Here is a 25,273-nt window from a genome sequence, read left to right as displayed (position 1 = left end):
GCTCGGGACGGCCGGTGCGGAAGCCGGTACGCCGTCTGTACCCCTTCCCTCCCCGCCTCGATCGGCCTCGTGTGCTTCGAGGGAAGGGATCTCCATGAGTACCGCATTCGGTCAGAGCACCGTGCTGGGCTATCCGCGTATCGGGGGCAACCGGCAACTCAAGAGGGCCGTCGAGGCCTACTGGGCGGGCCGGATCGACGCCGAGGAGTTGGCGGCGACCTCTGCCGCGCTACGGGCGAAGGTGTGGCGGACGCTACGCGACGCGCGCCTGGACGCGATCCCGTCCAACACGTTCTCCTACTACGACCACGTGCTGGACACGGCCGTCGCCGTCGGCGCGATCCCGCGCCGGTTCGCCCGTCTCGGCCTCGGCGACCTCGGCACCTATTTCGCCATGGCCCGGGGCGTCGATGCCGAGCCGGCGCTCGAACTGACGAAGTGGTTCGACACCAACTACCACTATCTGGTTCCCGAGATCGGCTCCGACACCACCTTCGCGCCGAATCCCGACAAGGCGCTGCGCGAGTACCGCGAGGCCCGCGAGCTGGGAATCGACAGCCGGCCGGTGCTGGTCGGGCCGGCGACATTCCTGCTGCTGGCCAAGCCCACCGAGGCCCGCGGCGAACCGTTCGACCGGCTGACCGACCTGGTCGACGTGTACGCCGGCATCCTGCGATCCCTTGCCGCGGCGGGCGTGCGATGGGTGCAGCTGGACGAACCCGCCTACGTCGCCGACCGGAGCGCCGCCGAGATCGACGCGCTGCGGGAGGCGTACACCCGGCTCGGCGCGGTGGAACAGCGGCCGGCGATCTCCGTCGCCACCTATTTCGGCGAGCTCGGTGACGCGCTGCCCGCCCTGCTCGACACGTCGGTCGAAGCGGTCGGCGTGGATCTGGTGGCCGGGCCCGGCAACCTGCGGCGGCTGGCCGGTGCGGGACCACTGCGCGGCAAGACGATCGTGGCCGGCCTCGTCGACGGCCGCAACGTCTGGCGTACCGACCTGCGGGCCGCCGTGGCGGCCGGTGCCGCCGTCACCGCCCTCGCCGACCACGTCGCCGTGTCCACCTCGTGCTCGCTGCTGCACGTGCCGGAGGACCTGTCCGCCGAGACCGCTCTCGACCCGGCGCTGCGTCAGCGGCTCGCCTTCGCCCGGCAGAAGGTCGATGAGGTCGTCCGGCTCGGCCGCGCGCTGCGCAACGGCACCACGTCCCTGCCCGAGCCGCTGCCGCCCACCCCTGCCGCCTGGCGCGACGACACCGTACGCGGTCGGCTCGCGGCGCTGCGCGCCACGGATCGGCAGCGCGGCGCGTACCCGGAGCGTGCGGCGGCACAGCAGGCCCGGCTGAACCTGCCGCCCCTGCCGACCACGACCATCGGATCGTTCCCGCAGACCGACGAGCTGCGCCGTGCGCGTGCCGAGCACCGGGCCGGGCGTCTCGACGACGCCGCCTACACGCAGCGGATGCGCGCCGAGGTCGAGCACGTCGTCCGGCTCCAGGAGCGGCTGGGCCTGGACGTGCTCGTGCACGGCGAGCCGGAACGAAACGACATGGTCCAGTACTTCGGCGAGCAGCTGGACGGGTTCGCCGCCACCGAACACGGCTGGGTCCAGTCCTACGGCTCCCGATGCGTGCGTCCGCCCGTCATCTACGGCGACGTGGCACGCAGGGCGCCGATGACCGTCAACTGGTCCACCTACGCGCAGTCGCTGACCGACCGGCCGGTCAAGGGCATGCTCACCGGCCCGGTCACGATCCTGGCCTGGTCGTTCGTCCGCAGCGACCAGCCACTGGCAGACACTGCGGACCAGGTCGCGCTCGCCCTGCGCGACGAGTGCCGTGATCTCGAGGCAGCCGGTATCCGGGTCATCCAGGTCGACGAGCCGGCGCTGCGTGAGACGCTGCCACTGCGCAGGGCGGACCAGAAGGCGTACCTGGACTGGGCAGTCGGGGCGTTCCGCCTGGCCACCTGCGGAGTCGCCGACGACACCCAGATCCACACCCACCTGTGCTACTCGGAGTTTGGGGAGGTGATCACGGCCATCGACGCCCTCGACGCCGACGTCACGAGCATCGAGGCATCCCGCTCCCGGATGGAGGTCCTCGACGACCTCGCCGCGATCGGATACCGCCGGGGTGTGGGGCCCGGCGTCTGGGACATCCACTCACCCCGGGTGCCGTCCCACGACGAGGTCGTCGGCGCGCTGCGCCGGGCCGTGGCCGCGGTGCCGGCCGAGCGGCTGTGGGTGAACCCCGACTGCGGCCTCAAGACGCGCGGCTATCCCGAGGTCGAGGCGTCCCTCCAGCACCTGGTCGCCGCCGCGGCCGAGCTGCGCGGACGCTGAGCCGCCGGCCGGGCGGAACGCCGCGCCGTTCCGCCCGGCCCGGGCCCGGTTCAGCCCTTGACAGGCCGTGCCCGGAGCGCCGAGGCTGCATGAAGTGATGTATGTCGATGTTACGGGGGCATGATGCGACGCAGGATCTGCGCGCTGGCTACAGCAGCCGCGGTCGTCGTCGGCGGGGCCATGACGATGGCGCTGCGGCCGGCCTACGCCGCGACGGCGTGCACGGTGGACTACACCATCACCCGGGAGTGGTCCAGCGGCTTCTGGGCCGAGCTCACCGTCACCAACCTGGGCGCTCCCGTCACCGACTGGTGGCTGCGGTTCCGGCAGGCGAACGGTCAGACGATCACCATGGGCCTCGACCGGCTGCCGGACGGATACACGCTGGGCAGCGGCGAGATGTATCCGATGACCATGCTCCGTCCGCCGGCGGGATCCACGCTGCCGACCGGCGCCTCGGTGACGGTGCGGTTCGGCGGCAACTACCAGGGTGCCGACCCCGAGCCGACCGACTGGGTGTTGAGCGGCCAGCCGTGCGACGGGGACGGCGCCGACCCGACCGGCTCGTCGCCGCCGCCGGCCTCGGGGAGCCCGCGGCCCAGCCCACTGCCGGGCGGGCCGTCGGTGGCGCTCACCTCGCCCCTGCCCAATGACTTCTTCGCCGCGCCGGGCGTCATCCCGATCCGTGCCGAGGCCACGGCGGCGCCCGGCCGGCGGATCGAGCGGGTCGAGTTCCGCGAGCGCGGCAGGCTGCTCGCCGTGGACACCACCGCGCCGTACGCGTTCGACTGGCGCGGCGTGGCGGCGAACAGCGGCACCCGCGTCACCGCCACCGCCTACGACAGCAGCGGCGCCCAGGCCACCGCCGAGGTCCGCGGCATCCGGGTGCTCCCGCCGCAGGCGCCCGGCGCCGCGCCTGCGCTGAAGGCGTTCGGCAACCGCATCCTCACGGTCACAGCCAGTCCGAGGCCGTACCGGCCCCGTGGAATCATCCGGTCGGCCGCGCCCGGCGAATGCGCATGGGGACCGATCCACTGGGACGGCCCGGTCGACGACGCGTCGGTAGGCGCGCTGCGGGCCCGCGGCGTCAACGCGGTACGGGTCGTGCTGAGCGACGCCTGCTACGCCTACACCGGCAGCCCTGCCGACAGGCAGAACCGGGTCGGCTACCTCGACGAGGCGGCCCGGTACGTCGACCGGCTCGTCCGGGCCGGCATCACACCCGTCGTGTCGCTGCGGCAGAGCGACATCTCCGCCACCCGCACGTTCTGGAGCGCGGCGGCGGAGGTGTTCGGCGACGACAACGCAGTGGTCTTCGACATCTCGTCCTACGACTTCCCGGCGGCCGGCGGCACCGATCCCGCGGCGGTCTGGACCTGCTGGCGCGACGGCGGTACCTCGTGCACGGGCACCGGCCTGCCGCCCTTCGGCGTGCAGGAGCAGATCCGCCTGCTTCGCGTCCAGGGCTCGTTCAACCTGGTCCTCGCCGCCGGGATCGACGGCGGCAACGATCTGAGCCGGTGGCTGGAATATCGCCCGGCTGACCCGGACGGCCGCAGCGTGGCCGCCGCCTGGCGCGTCGACGACCGCTCGGCCTGCGCCACGCCGGCCTGCTGGCGGTCCACGCTGCTCCCGGTCGCCGCCCAGGTGCCGCTGGTCGCCACCGACGTCAGCGCCGGCTCGGGGGCGCCGACGTTCGTACCGCGGACTGTCGCCTGGCTCGACCAGCACGGCATCGGCCACCTGCGCCGGTGACCGGGGGGAGGGGAGGCCGCGGCCGGAGGGCCGGTCAGACGGCCGCGCGCGCCCACTGCTGGTTGGTGCCGCTGCCTCTCCTACCCGTACGACCCCTCGACCGGGTCGGCGTGGGCGGGACATCGCACATCGAGCCGTCCATCGACGTTCATCCAACAGATCGGCGTGCGTAAGCTCCACACGGTCGGATCCATGGAACCTACGGAGGAGGTTCCATGGATCGTCGAACGATGTTGCGGGCCACCGTTGTCGGTGCGGGCGCCCTCGCCCTGCCGTTCACGGCGTGGTCGGCGGCGTACGGAGCCCCGGCACAGAACGCGGCGGGGCCCTACGGTGGGCTTCAGGCAGCCGACGCCAACGGCATCCAGTTGCCGGCCGGGTTCACCAGCTCGATCGTCGCGCGGTCCCGGCGGACGGTGCCGGGGACGTCGTACACCTGGCACGACGCCCCGGACGGCGGCGCCGTGTTCCCGAACGGCACCGGCTGGATCTACGTGTCGAACTCCGAGGTGTCGGCCGGTGCGGGTGGCGGCGCCTCGCGACTCGTCTTCAACTCCAGCGGCGCCGTGGTCGGGGCGTCGCGGATCCTCTCCGGCACCAACAACAACTGCGCCGGTGGGAAGACACCGTGGAACACCTGGCTCTCCTGCGAGGAGGTGTCCCTGGGCCGGGTCTTCGAGACGTACCCCCTCGGCGGGACCGCGGTGGCGCGTCCCGCGATGGGCCGGTTCAAGCACGAGGCGGCCGCGGCCGACCCGGTCCGCCGGGTCGTCTACCTGACCGAGGACGAGACCGACGGCAAGTTCTACCGCTTCGTGCCGGCCACCTGGGGCGACCTGTCCGCCGGAACCCTCCAGGTCCTCCGCGCCGGTACGGCCACCTCCGGCACGTTCACCTGGGCCACGGTGCCCGACCCGGACGGCTCGCCCACCCCGACCCGGCAGCAGGTGTCCGGCGCGAAGACGTTCAACGGTGGCGAGGGCTGTCACTACGCGGACGACACCGTCTGGTTCACCACGAAGGGCGACAACCGCGTGTGGCAGGTCAACCTGGCCGCCGGCACGTACGAGCTCGCCTACGACGACAACCTGGTCAGTCCGGGCGCCCCTCCGCTGACCGGCGTCGACAACATCACCGGGTCCACTGCAGGTGACCTCTACGTCGCCGAGGACGGCGGCAACATGGAGATCTGCATGATCACGCCGGACGACAAGATCTCGGTCTTCCTGCGGATCACCGGACAGAGCGGTTCGGAGATCACCGGGCCGGCGTTCACCCCGGCGGGGGACCGGCTGTACTTCTCCTCGCAACGCGGCACGACCGGCTCGTCGTCCGGCGGCATCACCTACTGCGTCACCGGTCCGTTCCGCCGTTGACCGGCTCCCGGTCCCGCCGGCAGTGACCACACGGTGAAGGACGCCCGGTCCTCACCGGGCGTCCTTCACCGGCGTGCTCCACGCGGACGCGCCGGGACGACGGCCTCTCGACGTCGGGGTGTGAAACCGCCGATTCCGCCGGCCGTCACGGCACGTGGCCGGTTCCTGGCGCATTGACATCGGCGCACCGGCCACAGCAGACTGTCGCGACAACTCAACCACCGCGTGTACGTGCGGGGGAAGACCGGTCGAAATCCGGCGCTGGCCCGCAACGGTAGGCCGCCCAGAGAACTCTGCGGCGGCGAGCCCGAATACCCGTCGTACGCGTGCAACCGCTCCCCACCCGTCGTGGCCCACGGGTCGGAGTCCCGGACGCCCCCGCGTACTGCGGCCGTCCGGGCTTTCGACGACCGCCGGGCCGGAAAGGCGCTTCCGATGGTCGTCCGCCGAAGCCGGCACCGCCTGCTCGCGCTCCTCTGCGGCGTACTCGCCGCCCTCACCCTCACCACACCGGCCGTCGCCGCCCCCGATCGCGCCGCCCTCACCCGCCCGGAGGCCGCCGCCGGCTGGCTCGCCCGGCAACTCGTCGACGGCGAACGCTTCGAGGCGGTCTTCGACGGTGTCGCCTACCCCGACCAGGGGCTGACCCTCGACGCCGTGTTCGCCTTCGCCGCCGGCGGCGTCGCCGACGACCACGGCGCCGGCGCGCTGGCCTGGGTCACCCGGCCGGACATCCGCGACGGCTACCTCGGCGACGGCGTCTCCGAGGCGTACGCGGGCGCGACCGCCAAGCTCGCCCTCGCCGTGCAGGTGCGCGGTGGCGACCCGGCCGACGTCGGCGGGGTGGACCTGATCGCCCGGCTGCGTTCGCTGCAGACGCCGGCCGGCCGGTTCAGCGACCGGTCCGCGTACGGCGACTACAGCAACGCGTTCAGCCAGTCCTTCGCGCTGCTGGCGCTGGACCGTACGGCGGCCGGGGCGCCTCCGGCGGCGGCCGCCTGGCTGGCCGGCACCCGATGCCCGGACGGCGGCTACCCGCTGCTGCCCGCGCAACCGGTCTGCACGTCCGACGTGGACGCCACCGCGCTCGTGACGCAGGCGCTGCGCGCCGCGGACCGTCCGGCCGACGCCGCCGCCGGGCTGCGCTGGCTGGTGTCCGTTCAGCGTGCCGACGGCGGCTTCGCCAACGCGGCCGGCACACCGAACGCCAACAGCACCGGCCTCGCCGCGCAGGCCCTGCGCGACGGTCACCGGCTGCCGGCCTGGGCGCGGTCCCGGGCGTTCCTCGCCGGACTCCAGGTCGGCTGCGCCGGGGCGCCCGCCGACCGGGGCGCCGTCGACTTCGACGGTGGCGGCTTCGACCCGGCCACCGCGCCCCGGGCCACCGCCCAGGCCGTCCTCGGTCTCACCGGGATCGGGTACGCCCGTCTGTCCGCCGCCGGCGCCGACCCCGGCGCACCGGCGCTCGCCTGCCCGTGAACCGCCTCGCCGCTCACCCGATCACAGGAGGACCCGTGTTCCGTCACCGTCCCACCGCCCGCACCTGGATGGCCGGCCTGCTGGCCGCCGTCGTGGCCGGCGTCGCGCTGACCGCAGTCGAACCCGCGCCCCGGTCGGCGCACGCCGCCGCCTGCGCCGGCACCTCGGGAGTCACTGTGGTCGTCGACTTCGCCGCGCTCGGCGGCGGCGTCCAGGTCGCCTGTGCGCCGGGCGATCCGGCCACCGGCCTGGCCGCGCTTCAGGCCGCCGGCTTCACCGTCACCGGCACCGCCCGCTGGGGCCTGGCCTTCGTCTGCCGGATCAACGGCAAGCCCACCGCCGCGACCGAGCCGTGCGTCAACACCCCGCCGGCCACCGCGTACTGGTCGTACTGGCATGCGTCCAGCGGCGGCTCCTGGTCCTACAGCACGTCGGGGGCGACCGGCTACAACCCCGCGCCGGGCAGCGTCGAGGGCTGGTCCTTCGGCGCCGGCGCCCCGCCGAGCATCGCCGCTCCCTGACCCGCCGGCTGCGAACGGTGTGACCAGCGGCGCGCCGGGTACCGGCAGCTGCTCTGGCGTCGTCGCGCGCCCGGGCGGTACGGTGTCGGCACCCGGTGCGCCGGGCACAACTGCATACGTCCCGTGTGGGGGGAAGCCGGTTCGAAGCCGGCGCTGACCCGCAACCGTGAGCGAGAGTCCCTTTCGCGAGCCGGAATGCCCCGCCCGGGACGAGCGGCTTCCACTGTCGAGGTCTACAGGGTGAAGTCCGGGCCGCCGAGGTCCGACCACCCCGCCCACCGCAGCACGCGGAGCGGGGTGTCCGTTTCTCGGGGCGCTTCCCGGAGCTTTCACCGACCGCTCCGCGAAAGGCACCCTGATGCCACTGTCCCGGCGTCTCACCATCGGTCTCGGAATCGCCACGGCGACAACTCTCGCCACGATCACCAGCGCCCCGCTCACCGTGGCCGCGGCACCCGCCCCGGCCCACGTCACCGCCGCCCGCGACGCCGCGTCCTGGCTGGCCGGTGAGTTCAAGAACGGTTCGCTGCCCGGACCGTTCACCCCCGAGGACTGGGGGCTGACAATCGACGGTCTGGTCGCGCTGTCCGCCACCGGCGTCGACGCGCAGACCCGGCAGGCGGCAACCGCGCAGGTCGCAAAGCATGTACGGTCCTACAACAGCTACGACGACTGGGGCATCGAGGGCTTCACCGACGGCGGGGCCACCGCCAAGCTGCTCTATGCCGCAGCCGCCGCCGACGCGGACCCCACCGACTTCGGCGGCTACGACCTGCGGGCGGAAACCCTGTCGCTGATCGCCACGGCCGACGCCGGGCACCAGCGGGGACGGATCACCAGCCGTACCACCGCCGACAGCGGCCCGGACGCCAGCAACACCTTCGACCAGTCCTTCGCCGTGCTCGGCCTGGCCCGCAGCGGCGACCTGCCACAGGATCCGGTGGACTTCCTGATCCGGCAGCAGTGCGCGGCGGGCGGCTTCCGGCTCTACCCGGACGCCGCCGACGGGCCGTCGCCGTCCTGCGACGACCAGCCCGGCGCCACCCTCGACGTCGACTCGACCGCGATGGCCGTGCAGGCATTGCTGGCCGCGGCCGAGGACGGCGCCACGGGCGCCGGCGACGCCGCCCGCAAGGGCGCCGACTGGCTGGTCACCCAGCAGCACGCCGACGGTTCCTTCGGCGGCTCGGGACCGACCACCGGCGCGAACTCCAACAGCACCGGCCTGGCCGGGCAGGCCCTCGCCGCCGCCGGCCGCGACGACGAGGCCGCCCGGGCGGCGACGGCCCTGGCCGCGCTGCAGCTCACCGCGGGCAACGGTGGCGCGGCCTCCGCCGACGCCGGCGCGATCGCCTACAACACCGACGGATTCACGGCTGCCGCGGCGGCCGGGATCACCGACACCGACCGGGACCAGTGGCGCCGGGCCACCGCGCAGGCCCTGCTCGGGCTGGCCCAGGTCCCGCTGGGCCGGATCGGCCTCGACCCGCCGCCCACGTCGACTCCCACCCCGACCGGCACGGCCTCGCCCACCGCGCCGTCCACGCCCTCCGCGTCTCCCACGCTCACCACGTCGCCTCCACCGACCGGCACCGCCGGCCCGACGCCGAGCGTGACCAGCCCTCCGGCGACACCCGCGCCCACGACCGCGGCGCCGGCCACCGCCGCGCCGCCGATCACGACCCCGGCCGCGTCCGGGCCGGGCGGGCTGCCGACGACCGGCGTGGCGATCGGTAGCTACCTGCTGATCGCGCTGCTGCTGATCGGTGGCGGAGTGACACTGCTCGTGCTCGGCCGACGGCGGGCGGGATGAGCCTCCGCGCCGCCCGTGGCGCGCTGGCCGTCGCCCTGGTCACCGCCTGCACCACGATCGGACCGGGCAGTCCTGCGGTGGCCGCCGGGTCGGCCGGCTACTGCCCGGACGCCTCCGGGGTCACAGTCGTGGTGGACTTCAACGAACTCGGCGGCGGGACGGTGGTGCGGTGCGCGCCGGGCACCCAGGCCACCGGCCTCGCGGCGCTCAAGAACGCGGGCTTCCCGATCACCGGAACCCTGCGCTGGGGCGAGGGGTTCATCTGCCGGATCGACGGCAAGCCGTCGGCCGCGACGGAGAAGTGCGTCGACACCCCGCCTGCGAGCGCCTACTGGTCGTACTGGCACGCCCCGAACGGCGGCAGCTGGACGTACAGCGACAAGGGCGTGCTCAACCGCAAGCCGGCGGCCGGTAGCTTCGAGGGCTGGTCGTTCTCCCTCAACCGCAACGCCGACGACGCGCCCCGTCCCGGCGTCGTGCCGAAACGCCCCGCCCCTCCACCGCCACCGCCACCACCGCCGCCGCCCACGGGCGGTGAGCCGGCGGCGCCACCACCGGCGGGAGGAACCGTCGCACCGCCGCCGGTCGCCGGTGGCCGGCCCGGCGAGCCCACCCGGCCGGGCGGCACCTCCGGCCCGCCGGTCTCCGTCGGCCCGCCGACCTCCGCCGGCACGTCACCGACGGCCGGTACGCCGACCCTGACGGCGACGCCGGGCGCCGCCACCGGCACGGCACCGCAGGGCTCCTCCGACGAGCCGGTGGTGACGGATGTCGCCGCGTCCCGTGACGACGACGGCCTGCCACTGGGCACGATCGCCGGGGTGCTTCTGCTCGCCCTGCTCGCCACCGGCGCGCTGGTCGCGGCCCGACGACGCCGTGCCGCCGACCCGGATGACTGACGTCACGGTCACCGGGTCGCGGCCGGCCGACGCCCGTCGTCTGCCGGGCCGATGGCCGGTGTGGTGGCTGCCCCGGGGGCTGCACCCGGGCGCATGGTGGCTGTGGGCGCTCGGCCTGGCCACCGCGGCCAGCCACACCACGAATCCGCTGCCGCTGGCCCTGCTCGTCGCCGTCGCCGGTCTGGTGGTGGTGCGCCGCCGGGGCGACGCGCCGTGGGCGTTGGCGTTCCGCATGTACGTCTGGCTCGGCGCGGTGATCGTCACGATGCGGGTGGTGTTCCGGATCGTGTTCGGCGGCGGCCAGGGCGACCACATCCTGGTCCGGCTGCCGGAGATCCCGCTGCCCGCGTGGGCGGCGGGCATCCGCCTGTTCGGACCGGTCGCCGCCGAGCAGATCCTCGGTGGCTTCTACGACGGGCTGCGGCTGGCGACGATGCTGATCTGCCTCGGTGCGGCGAACGCCCTGGCCAACCCGAAGCGGCTGCTCAAGGCCGTACCCGGAGCGCTGTACGCGATCGGCACCGCCGTCGTGGTCGCGTTGTCGGTCGCCCCGCAGCTGGTGGAGAGCGTGCTACGGGTCCGCCGGGCCCGGCGGCTGCGCGGCGCGTCCGCCCGCGGGATGAGGGCGCTGCGCGGGATCGCCCTGCCGGTGCTGGCCGACGCGTTGGACCGGTCCCTGGCCCTCGCGGCCGCGATGGACTCCCGTGGTTACGGCCGCACCGCGGCGGTGCCCGCCGGGCAGCGAACCGTCACCGGGGCGCTCGTCCTCGGCGGGCTGGTCGGCGTCTGCGCCGGCACCTACGGGCTGCTCGACACCGCCGCACCCGGCTACCTGGGGCTGCCGATGCTCCTGGCCGGACTGACCGCCGCCGTGACCGGCATGCTGCTGGCCGGCCGCCGGGTCCGCCGCAGCCGGTACCGACCGGACCGCTGGCGCCCGGCCGAGCTGCTCGTGGCCGGCTGCGGGGTGGCCGCCGCGGCACTGACCATGCTCGCCGGCTCGGTGGACCCGGAACTGCTCTACCCGCCGGTCAGCCCGCTCACCTGGCCCCAGCTGACCCCGCTGATGCTTCTCGCCGTCGGCGTCGCGGCGGCACCCGCCTGGCTGGCGCCGCCACCACCGCCGACAGTATGTGCCGGACGCCCGCCGGCGGTGGACCGGCCCATCCCCGTCACGGACGTGCCGGCAGACGGAGTGCGCGCCGCGAGGGCATCGATACCGGGAGACCGCCCATGATCACTTTCGACCGGGTCACCGTCCACTATGCCGAGGGCGGCCCGCCACCGTTGCGGGATGTGACGTTTCGCGTCGAGGAAGGTGAACTCTGCCTGGTCGCGGGCCGTACCGGTGCCGGAAAGTCGACGCTGCTGCGGGCGATCAACGGTCTCGTCCCACACTTCACCGGCGGCACCCTGCACGGCGCCGTCACCGTCGACGGCAGGGACACCCGCACGCATCCGCCGCGCGATCTCGCCGACGTCGTCGGCGTGGTCGGCCAGGACCCGTTGGCCGGCTTCGTCACCGACACCGTCGAGGAGGAACTGGCGTACGGGATGGAGCAGCTCGCCCTGCCACCCGCGGTGATGCGCAAGCGGGTGGAGGAGACGCTGGACCTGCTCGGCATCGCCGACCTGCGCGACCGGCCCCTGCGGACGCTGTCCGGCGGTCAGCAACAGCGGGTCGCCATCGGCGCGGTGCTCACGGCGCACCCCCGTGTGCTGGTGCTCGACGAACCCACCTCCGCGCTGGACCCCACCGCCGCGGAGGACGTGCTCGCCACCGTCACCCGGCTGGTGCACGACCTCGGAGTGACAGTGGTGCTGGCCGAGCACCGGCTGGAGCGCGTCCTGCAGTACGCCGACCGGCTGCTGTACCTGCCCGGCGACGGCCATGTCCACGACGGGACGCCGGCGACCGGGCTGGCCCACATCGACATCGCGCCACCCCTGATCGAGCTGGGTCGCCTCGCCGGCTGGACACCGCTGCCGTTGTCGGTCCGTGACGCCCGCCGACGGGCGTCCGACCTCCGGCACCGGCTCGCCGGCGTGGCGCCGCCGCCGGTCCCGGCGGGCGCGGACACCGGTCCCACGCTGACCGCGCGGAAGATCGTCGTACGGTATCCGGGCACCGTCGCGGTGGCCGGCGTCGACCTCGATCTGCGCGCCGGCCGGGTCGTCGCGTTGATGGGCCGCAACGGATCCGGCAAGTCCAGCCTGCTCTGGGCGGTGCAGGGCAGCGGCCCACGCCACGGCGGCACCGTCGCCGTGACCGGGCCGAAGGGCACCGTCGACCCGAAGGCCCTGCCGGCCGGTCAGGCCCGCCGGCACGTCGGCCTCGTCCCGCAGGACTCCGGTGACCTGCTCTACCTGGAGACAGTCGACGCGGAGTGCGCCCAGGCCGACCGGGAGACCGGCGTGCCGGCCGGCACCTGCCGGGCGCTGGTGGACCAGCTCGTCCCCGGACTGCCCGGTGACCGGCACCCCCGGGACCTGTCCGAGGGACAGCGGCTCGCCCTCGCACTCGCCGTGCAGCTCACCGCCGCTCCGCCGGTGGTCCTGCTCGACGAGCCGACCCGCGGCCTGGACTACCATGCCAAGCGGCAGTTCACCGCCGTCGCCCGGATGCTGGCCGGCAGCGGCCGAGCCGTGGTGGTCGCCACCCACGACGTCGAACTCGTCGCCACCCTCGCCGACCGGGTGATCGTGATGGCCGAAGGGGAGATCGTCTCCGACGGCACCACCGCAGAGGTCATGCTCGCCTCGCCGGCGTTCGCGCCGCAGGTGGCCAAGGTCCTCGCCCCCGCCCCCTGGCTGACAGTGGAACAGGTCGCCGCCGCGCTCGACGAGACCAGGGCACCGGCATGAGCGTGCTGCGGGTCGCCCCGCGTACCGCTGTGGTGCTGACCCTCGCCTCGGCCGCCGCGCTGGCCACCTTCACCTGGCCGTTCTTCGTCCCCGCACACCCGGAGAGCACCGCCCGCACCGGCGAGGCGCCGCTGGTCTTCATCGTCATGCTGCCGGTACTCGTGGCGCTCGTCCTCGCCGAACTCACCTCCGGCGGCATCGACAGCAAAGCCCTGGCGATGCTCGGCGTACTCGCCGCCGTCAACGCCGCCCTGCGCCCCCTGGGTGCGGGGACCGCGGGCATCGAGACCGTGTTCTTCCTGCTCGTCCTGGCCGGCCGGGTCTTCGGACCCGGGTTCGGGTTCCTGCTCGGTGCCACGTCGCTGTTCGCCTCCGCCCTGCTCACCGCAGGCGTCGGGCCGTGGCTGCCGTTCCAGATGCTCTGCGCCTCGTGGATCGGCCTCGGCGCCGGCCTGCTTCCGGCCCGGCTGCGCGGCCGCGCCGAGGTCGCCGTCCTGGCCGGGTACGGGATGCTCGCCGCCTACGGCTACGGCCTGCTGATGAACCTGTGGTTCTGGCCGTTCAGCGTCGGCGCGGACACCCAGCTGTCCTACGTCGCCGGTGCCCCCGTACTGGAGAACCTGCACCGTCTCGCCCTGTTCACCGCCGTCACGTCCACCTTCGGCTGGGACACCGGCCGCGCGATCACCACCGCCGTGGCGATAGTCCTCGCCGGTCCTGCCGTCCTCGCCGCGCTGCGCCGCGCCGTCCGGCGGGCCGCGTTCGGCGCGCCGGTCACCTTCGCCGCGGCGTCCGACAGGCCCGCGGCGAAGGTGACCGGCATCCCGCAGTCCTCCTCGCAGGCGACGTAGGGCGCCGGCCGGAGGGTCGGTCAGACGGTCGTACGCGACCACTGCTGGTTGGCGCCGGTGTTGCACGCGTACTGCTTGAGGACCACACCGTCAGCGGTCGATGCGGCCGGTACGTCCACGCACTTGCCGCTGTGCCGTGCCCGGAGTTGGAAGTAGCTGCCGCCTGTGACCATCTGGAACTGCTGGTTGGTGCCGGTGCCGCAGGTGTACTGGATCAGTTCGGCGCCGTCGGCGGTGGACGCGCTCACGACGTCGAGGCACTTTCCGCTGTTGCGGCTGACGAGTCGCCAGTAGCCGTTGCCGGCGTCCTGGAACTGCCACTGTTGCCACGTGTTGCCGTTGTACGTGTACTGGCCAACGCGCGCGCCGTTGTCGGTGTTCGGTTGCTGGACGTCCATGGCCTTGCCGCTGTGTCGCACCGTGATCCGGTAGAACGTGTCAGTCGACGGCGCGGGCGTCGTGGGGCCGCCGCCGATGGTGTCGCCCCAGGCGTACCGGATCTGGTCGGCGCCGGAGGTGTTGCGGACGGTCAGGTTGAGGTCGGTGCCGCTACCGCTGAGCGAGTACATCGAGTACCAGTCGTAGCCGATGGTGCCGGGCTTGCCGCCGAGCGCGGGCCAGTAGGTGCCGCCCATCCGGTTGTCGCGCATGACCTGGGCCATGGCGCGGATGTGGCGCACGAAGTTGTCGGTGCTGTTCGCGTCGGCGTAGTTGCGGCCGTCGTTCATGGGTGCGCCGAACTCGGTGGCGACCGCCCGCGACGCGCAGTTGCCGAGGCGGGTCTGGATGTGGCTCCGGAAGGCGTCGTAGGTCATCTCGCCGTAGAAGAAGGCGTAGTGGTGGAACGACAGCAGCGTCGAGGCGAATCGGCTGTCGTTGCAGATGTCGCGCAGGTCCTGACTGAACCCGGTGCCCCCGATGAGCACCCGGCTGGGCACCGCCGAGTAGTGGTAGCTGAGCCAGTTGGCAGCGACGTTGCGCCACTCCGTCGAGCTGTAGCCGTGGGGCTCGTTCATCGGCTCGAAGTAGACGTTGGAGTTCGAGCCGTACGTGTTGGTCACCGTGGACCACATCGCGTTCCACGCGGCGAGGTTCGTGATCCGGCCGCCGGAGGCGGCGCCGTCCTCCCAGTAGGCGAGGATGACCTTGAACCCGCGGGCGGTGGCGGCGTCGATGGCGCCCCGGTAGGCCTCCCACCACGCCGTTCCCACCGTGTGGGTGTTGATGGGTAGCCGGACGGTGTTGACGCCCATGGTGGAAGCCATGTCGTCGTAGAGGGCGTTGGCCTTGGCCCGCACCGTCGCGTTGCTGTCGGAGGAGCTGAGGCCCTGCACGACGAGGGGACCGGTGCTGAAGTTGTCACCCAGCACGGCCCAGTTCATGCCTCGGAACTGGTTCGTGGCGGCGACGGCGGGCGACGACACGACGGCGACGCCGCCGACCATCGCCGTCGTCGCGGCCACCAGCACGATCAGCAGCCGGCGCAGCGACCTGGTGCTCTGTGACGGGCCCGGTGGGCGGCGCCGCGACGAGGTGGTCCGCGTCGGGAAGTGGTCGATCATCTGATCCAGCCTCTCTGGCTCCGGACATCGGGCTGACCGCCGAATCCGCTGCTGCCCGTAGTGGTCCCGGCCGTCGTGAGGTCCCTCTGGAGATGGGCGCTGTTAGCGCTAACGCCGGTGGAGCGGCGTACCTGCGGGCTTCAGCGGCGGGGTGCGTGACACCGAGGCAGGGGTATGCCTTCTGGCTGTTAAATGTGCGTTGCGAACAAGTGTTCGCGATCACATCCGGAGTGTCAAGGCATCGATGTGCGTCGTCCCCTGTGGCGATCGGGGTGCCGGGGTGGGCGTGGCCCTGCGTCGACCTCGTGATCCAATGAGGCGCATGGTTCTCCAGTGGATCGCCGCCGGCCTCCTGTTGCTGATCGGGCCGGCGCGCTCGGCGGGCGGGCGCGGCGGAGGCGTCGGATACTGGGTCGATGACCAACCCCGACCTCGATCCCGAGGTGTACCCGCCGATCGACCCGCGTGAGGACGTGCCGGACGATCCCGGCGAACTCCTCCCGGATACGCCCGGCGAACTGCCCGAGGCGCCGGTCGAGCCGATGCCCGACGACGGGGAGCCCGGGGGCGTACCCGAACCGGCCTGACCGGCCCGGCGCCGGGGTGCGATAAATCGACGATGGTGGATAATCTTGCGGTGACCGGCGCGCGGACCGCAGGGGAGACCGGATGAGAATCGTCGACGCCCGGGTGATCGTGACCTGCCCCGGCCGGAACTTCGTGACCCTGAAGGTCGTGACCGACGCCGGCGTCACCGGCGTCGGTGATGCCACCCTCAACGGCCGGGAACTGGCCGTCGCGTCCTACCTGCGCGACCACGTCGTGCCGCTGCTGATCGGGCGTGACCCGGCCCGGATCGAGGACACCTGGCAGTACCTCTACCAGGGGTCGTACTGGCGGCGCGGGCCGGTCACGATGAGCGCCGTCGCCGCCGTGGACACCGCGCTGTGGGACATCAAGGGCAAGGTCGCCGGGCTGCCGGTCTACCAGCTGCTCGGCGGCCGGTCCCGCGAGGGCGTGACCGTGTACGGGCACGCCAACGGCGAGACGGTCGACGAGGTGCTGACCGAGGTCGCCCGTTTCGTCGACCTCGGCTACCGCGCGGTGCGGGTGCAGTGCGGCGTGCCCGGCCTGCCCCGGACGTACGGCGTCAGCGCCGACAAGATGTTCTACGAGCCCGCCGACGCCGCGCTGCCGACCGAGACGACTTGGTCGACGGAGGCGTACCTGGCCCACGTGCCGGGCGTGTTCGCCCGGGTCCGCGAGGAGTTCGGGCCCACCCTCCGGCTGCTGCACGACGTGCACCACCGGCTCACCCCGATCGAGGCGGCGCGGCTCGGCAAGAGCCTGGAGCCGTACGCGCTGACCTGGATGGAGGATCCGGTCCCGGCGGACCTGCAGGAGGGCTTCCGGCTCATCCGCTCGCACACCACCACGCCGATCGCCGTCGGCGAGGTCTTCAGCAGCATCTGGGACGCCGCCCAGCTCATCCGGGAACAGCTCATCGACTACGTCCGTACGACTGTGGTCCACGCCGGCGGGATCACCCACCTGCGACGCATCTTCGACCTTGCCGCGCTGCACCACGTCCGCAGCGGCTCGCACGGCGCCACCGATCTCTCCCCGGTCTGCATGGCCGCCGCGCTGCACCTGGACATCGCCATCCCCAACTTCGGTCTGCAGGAGTACATGCGGCACACCGAGGCGACGGACGAGGTGTTCCCGCACGGCTACCACTACGACGGCGGCTACCTGCATCCGGCCGAGACTCCGGGGCTCGGCGTGGACATCGACGAGCAGGCCGCGGCCCGCTACCCGTACGCGCCGGCCTACCTGCCGGTGAACCGGCTGACGGACGGCACCGTGCACCCCTGGTGAGCGCGCCGGCTCAGTGGATGCGGCGACCGTGCGCGTCCGGGATTCCGGACTTGCGGAAGAAGTACGTGTTGATCTGGTCCCGCCACTCGACGGCGCTGCGGAGCTGTTCGTCGAGGCGCTCGGCGACCCGGTCGTGGACGGCCGGGTCGACCGCCCCGGCGACGAGCCGCCACCGCTCCCGCATCGCCATCACCTCCTCGACCCCGGCGAAGTGCGTGTCGTAGATGTGCTGGATCACGGTACGGCCGCTGTGCAGCACGTGCCGGTAGGGCACGTGATGGAAGAACAGCAGCAGTTCGTCGGGGCAGCGTTCGCGGGACTCGTACACCTCGGACCACGGCGGCGGGTACTGGCCGGTGAAGCCGGTCCCGGTCGCCCGGGTCCGATCCACCCCGACGCCGTCGCGGTCGGCGAAGTGGTAGGTGCCCCACGGGGTGTACTCGTAGCCGTCCACGTCCGGGCCGTAGTGGTGGCCCGGCCGCACCATGAACCCGACGCCGAGCGGGGCGGTGTAGCGCTCGTAGGTGCGCCAGGAATCGTCCATGACCGCGTGCATCGTGCGCCGCACCGCGTCCGGATCGCCGGTGGTCACCGGCAGCCACGTCAGGTCGATCCACTCGTCGAGGATCGCGCCGGGATCCAGCAGCGGATCCCAGGCGAGCCGGCCGAAGGCGTACAGGTTCGCCTGGGCCAGCGGGTGCCCGGTCCAGAACGGGTCGTCGCCCACGTTGGACACGGCGACCAGGCCGCCACCGGCGCCCGCCCGTCCGGCCGCAATGTCGGCGATCGTGTCGCCGGCCGCGCCCCGGGGCCGGAACCGCAGCACCTCGCTCCACCAGGGGCCGAGGTAGCAGACGTGCCGCTGCTGGCCGGTGTACTCCTGCGTCGCCTGCACCTCCACCGCCAGCCGGGTAGCAGGCATCACGGCGAGCACCGGGGACACCGGTTCGCGTGGCTGGAAGTCGATCGGGCCGAACTTCACCTGGACGATCACGTTGTCGGCGAATCGTCCGTCCAGCGGCGCGAAGTGGTCGTGGGCGGCCCGGGCCCGGTCGGTCGAACGGTCCCGCCAGTCCTGGTGGTGGTCGTAGACGAACGCCCGCCAGCGCACCACGCCGCCGTGCGGTGCGAGCGCCTCGGCGAGCAGGTTCGCGCCGTCGGCGTGGTCGCGCCCGTACGCGAACGGGCCGGGCCGGCCCTCGGAGTCGGCCTTCACCAGGTAGCCGCCGAAGTCGGGAATCCGCTGGTACACCCGCCGGGTGGCGGCGGCCCACCAGTCCCGTACGCGCTCGTCCAGCGGATCGGCGGTGGGCAGGCCGCCGAGGACCACCGGGGCGGCGAAGGTCACCGCCAGATGCACCCGGATGCCGTACGCGCGGAACACCTCGGCGATCTCCGCGACGTCGCCGAGCCGGTCGGTCAGCAGCAGCGCCTCGGTGTCGTGCACGTTGACGTTGTTCACGCAGATCGCGTTGACGCCGCAGGCGGCGAGCAGGCGGGCGTAGTCGCGGAGCCGGGCGGGCTCGCGCCGGGCGGCGCCGTCGCGCCAGAACAGGGAGCCGCCGGCGTAGCCTCGCTCGACCTGGCCCGACACCGGGTGCACGGCCACGTTGTCCCAGTGGTCGAGCATCCGCCGGTCCAGTGCCGGCCGGTGCCGCCGCGCCGGAAGGTCGTCGTGGAAGGCCGCCGCGCCGAGCCGGACCACGTGGAACATCCCGTACAGCAGGCCGGCCGGCGCGTCGGCGAGGACCACTGTCACGCCGCTGGCCCGCGTCAGCAGGTACCCCTCGTCGCCGAGCGCGCCGTCGCCGGTGCCGTTCACCGCCGGTGTCGCGCCGAGCCGGACCGTCTCCGCCGCCGCGTTCGGCACCGGGCCGGCGCCGCGCAGGGCCAGCACCAGGTCGGCGTCGACAGGCCACGGTGGCCCGTGCCAGAGCCGTCCGCCGTAGCGGGCGCAGGCCCGGCTCACCTCGCCGAGGACGGTGTCGACCAGGAGCCCGTCGCCGTGCACCAGCACCGGCCGGGAACCGAGCTCACGGAACGCCGCAGTCGGTAGCCAGGCGGCATGCCAGGCCGACTCGCCGCTGTCGGCCGACAAGCGGCCGGTGACCGGGACGCTCACGCGGTGAACTCCGCCCGGATGTCGTCGATCATGGGAGCACCGATCCGCAGCAGCGCCAGCACCAGGAGCGCGGCGAGCAGGGCGAGCACCGCCTCGGAGAACACCGCGGTGACGCCGGCGGCGGCGACCAGCAGCGCGACGTTGCCGAACGTGACGCCGGGCTTGCGCGCCACGTAGTAGACGGCGAGCCGGAGCACGTCGCGGGTGCGGAAGGTGAACAGCGAGACGATCACCAGCGCGTTGACCCCGACCAGGATCACCCCCGCCCCGACCACGACGAGCGGCACGGCCCACCAGCCGGGGACGGCGGCGGCGGGCAGGTTCGCCAGGTTGAGCGCGATGACTGCGAGCCACAGCAGCGTGGGCGCCCAGACGCGCAGCACGCCCGCCAGGTTCTCCCGGTAGGCCCGGCGGAACGCGGCGGCGGGACGGAGATCGGTCAGGTCGGGGCGCTGGTGCCGCAGCGTGTGCAGCGCGGCCGAGACGGCCGGACCGACCGGCAGCGCGGCGGCGGCGACCAGCGGAAGGTTGCTGCTGTCGCGGTCGAGCAGCACGAGTACGGCCAGACCGGGCAGCGTGCTCACCAGGAGCAGCAGTTCGACCACGAGCAGGGTGTGGACCGTCGCGGCGGCCCGCGACAACGGCCCGTCGCCGAACTCCCGCAGCCCGCCGGTCGCGCCGGTCACCGTCGGTCCTCGTGCGGGTCGAGCAACCTGTCGTCCCACCACGGCGGCGTCTCGTCCACTACCGGGGTCAGCTCGGCGAGAGTCACCTCGTGCCGGGCGAGGTCGAGGTCGAGGTCCGCCCGCCCGCCCGCGACCGGCACTGCGCGATGGGTACGGGCCGGCTCGGCGGCCTCCCGCAACGCGTCGAGCTGCCGTGGCCGGGGTGAGTGCGGGCTGCCCATCTCCCGCCAGGCCGCGAAGGCGTTGCCGGCGTCCTCACTCACTGCCGAGCGGAGCAGGAACGCCGACGCGGTGCCCGGCGGGCCGATCGGAACGGACAGCGACAGGGTGTGCCGCTCGGGTACCGGCTCGCGGCCGGTGACGTCCACCGGGGCCCAGGCCAGGACCGCGACCCGGCCGTCGGGGTGCCGGGTGACGAGATGGTCCGGCCCGCGCGCGAGCACCTCGTCGCCGAGCCGGGCCATGAACGCGTACAGGTGGTAGGTGGGTTTCTTGATCTGCCGGTGGGTGAGCAGGCCGAAGCCGCCGTGCAGCGGCGCGGTCGGCACCCCCTCCTCCTCGAACACGTCGCTGAAGGTCCAGTAGGAGAAGGAGTCGACCAGATCCCCGCCGCCGGCCAGCACCGGAGCGAGGTAGGCGGCGTGGAAGGCCGTGTCGTGGATCGGGTTGTCCGGCCGGTAGGAGGAGTTGAACTCGGTGATGTGCACCGGGTGGTCGGCCAGCGCGGTGCCGGCCAGGTGCCGGCGGGGCGCGGCGAACTGCTCCAGCAGCTCCGCGGCCGGAGCCAGGGTCTGCCGGGTGCCGAACGGCAGGTGCCGGGCCGGGCCGGAGGTGTAGGCGTGCCGGCTGACGAAGTCGACAGGCACGTCGCGGTCGGTGACGAACTCGGCGAACGGCTTCAGCCACTCGTCGGCCCCGGGGGACAGCGCCGGGCCGCCGACCTGCAGCGCCGCGTCGACGTCCTTGACGGCGTGCGCCGAGACCTCGTACAGGCGGTGGTAGGCGTCCTGGTCGGCGCGCGCCCAGAACGCCGGCAGGTTGGGCTCGTTCCACACCTCGATCGGCCAGCCGCGCACCTCGTCGAGGCCGTACCGGTCGACCAGGTGGGTCACCGTGGCGCGCACCAGGTCACCCCATTCGGTGTACGACTCCGGAGGCGTCACGTTTCCCCGCCACCAGAACACGGTCTGGTCGCCGGAGGCGAGCGCCGAGGGCATGAACCCCAGCTCCACGAAGGGCCGGATGCCCAGCGCGAGGTATGCGTCGACGGCCTGGTCCACGTAGGTGAAGGCGTGCCGCACCCGGCGCTCGCCCCGGTATTCGTACGGGCGGTGCACGCCGACGCCGTCGCTGAGCAGCCCGTGGCCGCGGATGTGCCGGAAGCCGATGTCCTGCTGCACCAGCGCCAGCGAGTCCTGATAGTCACGTCGCAGAGCCAGGTCGAACCGGCCGGTGCCCACGCAGGTACGCCAGGCGTCGGTCAGCCGGCCGGCAGGCCGGTCGGGGACGAGGAGCCGCGTCATCCGTGGTTCTTGCGGTACCGGTCGTACGCCTTGTTGACCAGGTCGATGTAGGCCTGCGCGTTCTTGCCCTTCAGCTCCGAGACGTAGGCGTCCCACTCGCTCAGCGGCCGCTGGCCGAGGGCGAACTTCAGCGTGTTCTGGGTGACGTGGTCCTTCAGCGCGGTCGCCCACAGCGTCGTCTGCTCCCGCTCGGAGTCGCTGAGCGGCGCCGGTGGCGGAGTCACCCAGGGCGCGGCCTTGCGGGCGTTCATCTCCTTCTGGAACTCCAGTTCCTCGGGCGAGAAGAACGACTGCACCAGGTCGAGCTTGCCCCCGTAGGCGAAGACGCCGTTGTAGAAGCCGAAGTCCTTCTGCAGGTGCTTGGTGCCCTTGGGGTTGAGGCCGATGACGTTGACGTCCGGGGCGAGGGTGCGCTTGCCCGAGCCGTCCTTGGTGTACGTGGTTCCCTCGACGCCCCACTTGGCGAACTCCTGGCCGGCGTCGGAGTACCAGAGCCAGTCGACGAACTGCATCATGGCCACGAAGTTCTTGCCGTCGCGCGCCTTGCTGGAGATCATCACGCCGTTCTCCAGCCGGCTCGCCGGGTTGACCGCTCCGGCCGGCCCGACCGGGAAGAGGATCTTGCCGAGCCGGGCGTTCGGGTTGATCTTCGCGATGTCCGGGCGGTAGTCGTTCACCAGGGTCTGCGCGTTCGTGCTGATCACGAAGGACTTGCCGCTGGCGAGCTTCTGCCGGGCCTGGTCGTCGGTCTGGGTGAACGTCTCCGGGTCGAGCAGCCCCTCGGCGACCAGCTTGTGGAGGTACTCCACCACCTGCCGGTAGCCGTCCGAGGCGCCGGTGAAGACGTACTTCCCGGCCCCTTCGTCCCAGCTCGTCGGCTGGTAGTTCCAGCCGGCGCCGGGCAGGCCGTGCGCGAGGGCCAGCATGTTCAGCAGGTTGCCGGCCGGGTTGGGCTTGCCGAAACGGTCGGAGAACGGGATGACGTCCGGGTGGGCCGCCTTCATCGCCTTGAGCATGGCGTACACCTCGTCCCAGGTGGTCGGGGACGGGATCTTCAGCTGCTCCAGCACGTCGGTGCGGACCGCGAGCGTGTAGTCCTGCCAGGGCTTCTCGTGCAGGCCGGGCAGCAGGTAGAACTTGCCGTCCTCCTGCCGGAGCGTGTCCATCTCCGGCTGGAGCTTCCACTTCTCGATCTTGTCCTTGAAGTGCGGCATCAGGTCGAGGTAGTCGCTGACCGGCAGGATCGCGCCGGAGGAGACGTACGAGTTCTCCTGCGGGTGGTAGGTCTTCGGGATGATCATCGGGGCGTCACCGGAGCCGACCAGCACGCTGCGCTTCTGCTCGTAGTCGCTCAGCGGCACGGCGACCGGGTCCAGCTTGACGTTCGTCCGCCCGGCCAGCTCGGTCCAGAACAGCCACTCCGGCTTGAGCGGGTAGTTCGGGTGGTTGTTGTAGAGGATCGAGAACGTGACCGGCTCGGTGGCCTTGAACTGGTCGCCGATGCCGTACTTGTCCATCGCGCCCGTACGGTTGCGGTCGAGGTCCTTCTTGTCCGGGGTGTCGTCGCCGCAACCCGCCAGGGCGACGACGGCGGCCGCGCCGCTGGCGAGCAGTACCTGGCGCCGGGACAGCTGGGCCATGGGTTCTTCCTTCCGGTGGTGGGGTGGTGGTGCGGGCGGCGGCTATCCCTTCACGGCGCCGAGCATGATTCCGGAGACGAAATAGCGCTGGATGAAGGGATAGACCGCGAGGATCGGCAGGATCGTCAGCACGATCGTCACGGACTGGATGGTGGCGGCGGACTGGACGACGTCGCCGGCGCTGCCGAGGCCGCCGCCGGTCTGCGTGGCGTCGGTCGCGCCCGCGATGAGGTTGCGCAGATAGACGGTCACCGGGAGCAGGTCCTGCCGGTCCATGTAGAGGAACGCGGCGAACCACGAGTTCCAGAACGAGACGGCGTAGAACAGCACCATCGTGGCGACCATCGCCTTCGACAGCGGCAGGACGATCCGCAGCAGCGTGCCGTACGTGTTCAACCCGTCGACTGCGGCCGCCTCCTCCAGCTCGACCGGCAGGCTCTCGAAGAACGCCTTCATCACCAGCAGGTTGAACACGTTTATCGCGTTGGGCAGGGCGATCGCCCACACCGTGTTCTTCAGCCCGAGGCTGGTGACCAGGACGTAGTTGGGGATCAGGCCGCCGGTGAAGAACATGGTGAACACGGCGATCCCGACCAGCGCGGTCCGGCCCCGCAGGTGCTTCTTCGACAGCACGTACGCGTAGCAGGTGGTCAGCACGACGGAGACGAGCGTGGCGACCACCGTGTAGAAGACGGTGTTGCGGTAGCTGACCCAGAACGTCGGGTCCGACGTCACCACCCGGTACGCGGTCAGGTTGAACCCCCGCGGCACGAGGTTCACCTCGCCCGCGACGATGTACGCGTTGTCGCTGAGCGAGCGGGCCACGATGGTGAGGAACGGATACAGGGTCACCACCACGACGCCGGTCAGCACGAGGGCGTTCACCACCTGGAAGACCCGGTAGCCGCGGGTGGGCCGGGGGCCACGCGGCCGGGCCGCCGGTTTCCGTGTACGGGCCTGGGCGCGGGCCTGCGTGCTCACCACAGGCTCGTCCCCACCGTGCGCCGGGAGATCGCGTTCGCCGACAGCACCAGCGTCAGCCCGATCACGGACTCGAACAGGCCGATGGCGGCGGCGTAGCTGAGGTTCCCGGAGACGATGCCCACCCGGTACAGGTAGGTCGAGATCACGTCCGCCGTCGGGTAGGTGAGCGGGTTGTACAGCAGCAGGATCTTCTCGAAGCCGACGGCCATGAAGGTGCCGATGTTGAGGATCAGCAGCGTCACCATCGTCGGCCGGATCCCCGGCAGCGTCACGTGCCAGGTCTGCCGCCACCGGTTGGCGCCGTCGATGCGGGCCGCCTCGTACAGGTCGCCGTCGACGGTGGTGAGCGCGGCGAGGTAGAGGATGGTGCCCCAGCCGACGGTCTGCCAGACCTCGGAGGAGACGTAGATCGTCCGGAACCATCCGGCCTGCTGCATGAACGCGACCGGCTCGCCGCCCACGGCACGCACCATCTGGTTCACCGTGCCGTCCACCGACAGCAACTGGAGGACCATGGCGGCCACGATCACTATCGACAGGAAGTGCGGCAGGTAGGACACCGACTGGACGAACCGCTTGAGCGCGCGGTTGCGCACCTCGTTGAGCAGCAGCGCGAGCACGATCGGCAGCGGGAAGCAGAACACCAGCGTCAGCGCGCCCAGCACCAGCGTGTTTATGAACACGCTCCAGAAGGTCGGGTCGGTGAAGAACAACCGGAAGTACCGCAGCCCGGTCCAGTACTCGCCGAAGATGCTGCCGCCCGGCTGGAAGCGCCGGAACGCGATCACGTTGCCGAGCATCGGCAGGTAGCGGAACGTCAGGAAGAACAGCAGCGGAAGGACTGCGAGCGAGTAGAGCTGCCAGTCCCGGCGCAGGGCCCGCCGCCAGGGCGTACGGCGACTGCGCGGGGTCGGGGCTGCCAAGCTCGTCCTCCCCCTGACCATCGGCCGGAACGTTTCCGGTAATACGTCGTAA

At 72.4% G+C, this 25,273-nt stretch carries 19 protein-coding genes and 2 riboswitches; of the genes, 12 read left to right on the top strand and 7 right to left on the bottom strand.

Annotation, left to right across the window (positions count from 1 at the left end; genetic code table 11):
• Positions 1-94 precede the first annotated feature (94 nt).
• From metE to PVK74_RS10040, 10 genes are all read left to right on the top strand, one after another.
• Positions 95-2,344, top strand: coding sequence for a 5-methyltetrahydropteroyltriglutamate--homocysteine S-methyltransferase (gene metE, locus PVK74_RS10085; protein WP_274478919.1), 2,250 nt, complete (start codon positions 95-97; stop codon positions 2,342-2,344).
• Between the two features lie 120 nt (positions 2,345-2,464).
• Positions 2,465-4,099, top strand: a complete 1,635-nt coding sequence (locus tag PVK74_RS10080; protein ID WP_274478918.1) for an Ig-like domain-containing protein — start codon at positions 2,465-2,467, stop codon at positions 4,097-4,099.
• 215 nt (positions 4,100-4,314) lie between these two features.
• Positions 4,315-5,475, top strand: coding sequence for an alkaline phosphatase PhoX (locus tag PVK74_RS10075; protein WP_274478917.1), 1,161 nt, complete (start codon positions 4,315-4,317; stop codon positions 5,473-5,475).
• 213 nt (positions 5,476-5,688) lie between these two features.
• Positions 5,689-5,812: riboswitch (cobalamin riboswitch) on the top strand.
• A gap of 98 nt (positions 5,813-5,910) precedes the next feature.
• Positions 5,911-6,954 (top strand): peptidase, encoded by a 1,044-nt coding sequence (locus tag PVK74_RS10070; RefSeq protein ID WP_274478916.1) that lies wholly within the window; start codon positions 5,911-5,913, stop codon positions 6,952-6,954.
• A 68-nt stretch (positions 6,955-7,022) separates the two neighbouring features.
• Complete coding sequence (locus tag PVK74_RS10065) at positions 7,023-7,475, top strand: hypothetical protein (RefSeq protein WP_181373699.1); 453 nt, start codon at positions 7,023-7,025, stop codon at positions 7,473-7,475.
• Positions 7,476-7,581: 106 nt separating this feature from the next.
• Positions 7,582-7,697: riboswitch (cobalamin riboswitch) on the top strand.
• A 136-nt stretch (positions 7,698-7,833) separates the two neighbouring features.
• Positions 7,834-9,288 carry a prenyltransferase/squalene oxidase repeat-containing protein gene (locus tag PVK74_RS10060; protein WP_113973066.1) on the top strand — a complete coding sequence of 485 codons (1,455 nt, stop codon included), beginning with the start codon at positions 7,834-7,836 and terminating at the stop codon, positions 9,286-9,288.
• Entirely contained in the window at positions 9,285-10,187 is a 903-nt protein-coding gene (locus PVK74_RS10055) for a hypothetical protein (protein WP_064445461.1), read from the top strand. The genes PVK74_RS10060 and PVK74_RS10055 overlap by 4 nt, the downstream gene beginning before the upstream one ends.
• Positions 10,180-11,424: a CbiQ family ECF transporter T component gene (locus PVK74_RS10050; protein ID WP_274478915.1), complete on the top strand. Its 1,245-nt coding sequence runs from the start codon at positions 10,180-10,182 to the stop codon at positions 11,422-11,424. The genes PVK74_RS10055 and PVK74_RS10050 overlap by 8 nt, the downstream gene beginning before the upstream one ends.
• On the top strand, positions 11,421-13,052 hold the full coding sequence (locus PVK74_RS10045) for an ABC transporter ATP-binding protein (protein WP_104112224.1): 1,632 nt from the start codon (positions 11,421-11,423) through the stop codon (positions 13,050-13,052). Before PVK74_RS10050 ends, PVK74_RS10045 begins: the two co-directional genes overlap by 4 nt.
• On the top strand, positions 13,049-13,903 hold the full coding sequence (locus PVK74_RS10040; RefSeq protein WP_051610840.1) for an ECF transporter S component: 855 nt from the start codon (positions 13,049-13,051) through the stop codon (positions 13,901-13,903). The genes PVK74_RS10045 and PVK74_RS10040 overlap by 4 nt, the downstream gene beginning before the upstream one ends.
• 20 nt (positions 13,904-13,923) lie before the next feature.
• Here the strand turns inward: PVK74_RS10040 and PVK74_RS10035 are convergent, their stop codons facing one another.
• Positions 13,924-15,465: an RICIN domain-containing protein gene (locus PVK74_RS10035; RefSeq protein ID WP_274478914.1), complete on the bottom strand. Its 1,542-nt coding sequence runs from the start codon at positions 15,463-15,465 to the stop codon at positions 13,924-13,926.
• A gap of 416 nt (positions 15,466-15,881) precedes the next feature.
• Here PVK74_RS10035 and PVK74_RS10030 point away from each other — a divergent pair, with 416 nt between their 5' ends.
• A complete protein-coding gene (locus PVK74_RS10030; protein WP_013287071.1) occupies positions 15,882-16,052 on the top strand; it encodes a hypothetical protein in 171 nt (56 codons plus the stop codon).
• 82 nt (positions 16,053-16,134) lie between these two features.
• A complete protein-coding gene (gene manD / locus PVK74_RS10025; protein ID WP_064445464.1) occupies positions 16,135-17,343 on the top strand; it encodes a D-mannonate dehydratase ManD in 1,209 nt (402 codons plus the stop codon).
• A gap of 10 nt (positions 17,344-17,353) precedes the next feature.
• Here manD and PVK74_RS10020 read toward each other — a convergent pair whose 3' ends face one another.
• Genes PVK74_RS10020 through PVK74_RS09995 form a run of 6 tightly spaced genes read right to left on the bottom strand, consistent with a single transcriptional unit; the run spans position 17,354 to position 25,221 of the window.
• Positions 17,354-19,465, bottom strand: coding sequence for an alpha-glucuronidase (locus tag PVK74_RS10020; protein WP_274478913.1), 2,112 nt, complete (start codon positions 19,463-19,465; stop codon positions 17,354-17,356).
• Positions 19,462-20,151, bottom strand: coding sequence for a YesL family protein (locus PVK74_RS10015; RefSeq protein ID WP_104112229.1), 690 nt, complete (start codon positions 20,149-20,151; stop codon positions 19,462-19,464). Before PVK74_RS10015 ends, PVK74_RS10020 begins: the two co-directional genes overlap by 4 nt.
• Complete coding sequence (locus PVK74_RS10010) at positions 20,148-21,674, bottom strand: GH39 family glycosyl hydrolase (protein WP_274478912.1); 1,527 nt, start codon at positions 21,672-21,674, stop codon at positions 20,148-20,150. The genes PVK74_RS10015 and PVK74_RS10010 overlap by 4 nt, the downstream gene beginning before the upstream one ends.
• The gene (locus tag PVK74_RS10005; RefSeq protein ID WP_274478911.1) at positions 21,671-23,314 is read right to left on the bottom strand and encodes an ABC transporter substrate-binding protein; all 1,644 of its coding nucleotides are present in this window, start codon (positions 23,312-23,314) and stop codon (positions 21,671-21,673) included. The genes PVK74_RS10010 and PVK74_RS10005 overlap by 4 nt, the downstream gene beginning before the upstream one ends.
• A gap of 42 nt (positions 23,315-23,356) precedes the next feature.
• Complete coding sequence (locus PVK74_RS10000) at positions 23,357-24,295, bottom strand: carbohydrate ABC transporter permease (protein WP_233607833.1); 939 nt, start codon at positions 24,293-24,295, stop codon at positions 23,357-23,359.
• Entirely contained in the window at positions 24,292-25,221 is a 930-nt protein-coding gene (locus PVK74_RS09995; RefSeq protein ID WP_274478910.1) for an ABC transporter permease, read from the bottom strand. The genes PVK74_RS10000 and PVK74_RS09995 overlap by 4 nt, the downstream gene beginning before the upstream one ends.
• Positions 25,222-25,273 lie beyond the last annotated feature (52 nt).

This window comes from Micromonospora chalcea (assembly GCF_028768405.1).
In the GTDB taxonomy this organism is placed as follows: Bacteria; Actinomycetota; Actinomycetes; order Mycobacteriales; family Micromonosporaceae; genus Micromonospora; species Micromonospora chalcea.
The sequence above is the reverse complement of the archived record's forward strand: the minus strand, read 5'-3'. Positions and strand labels throughout refer to the sequence as shown.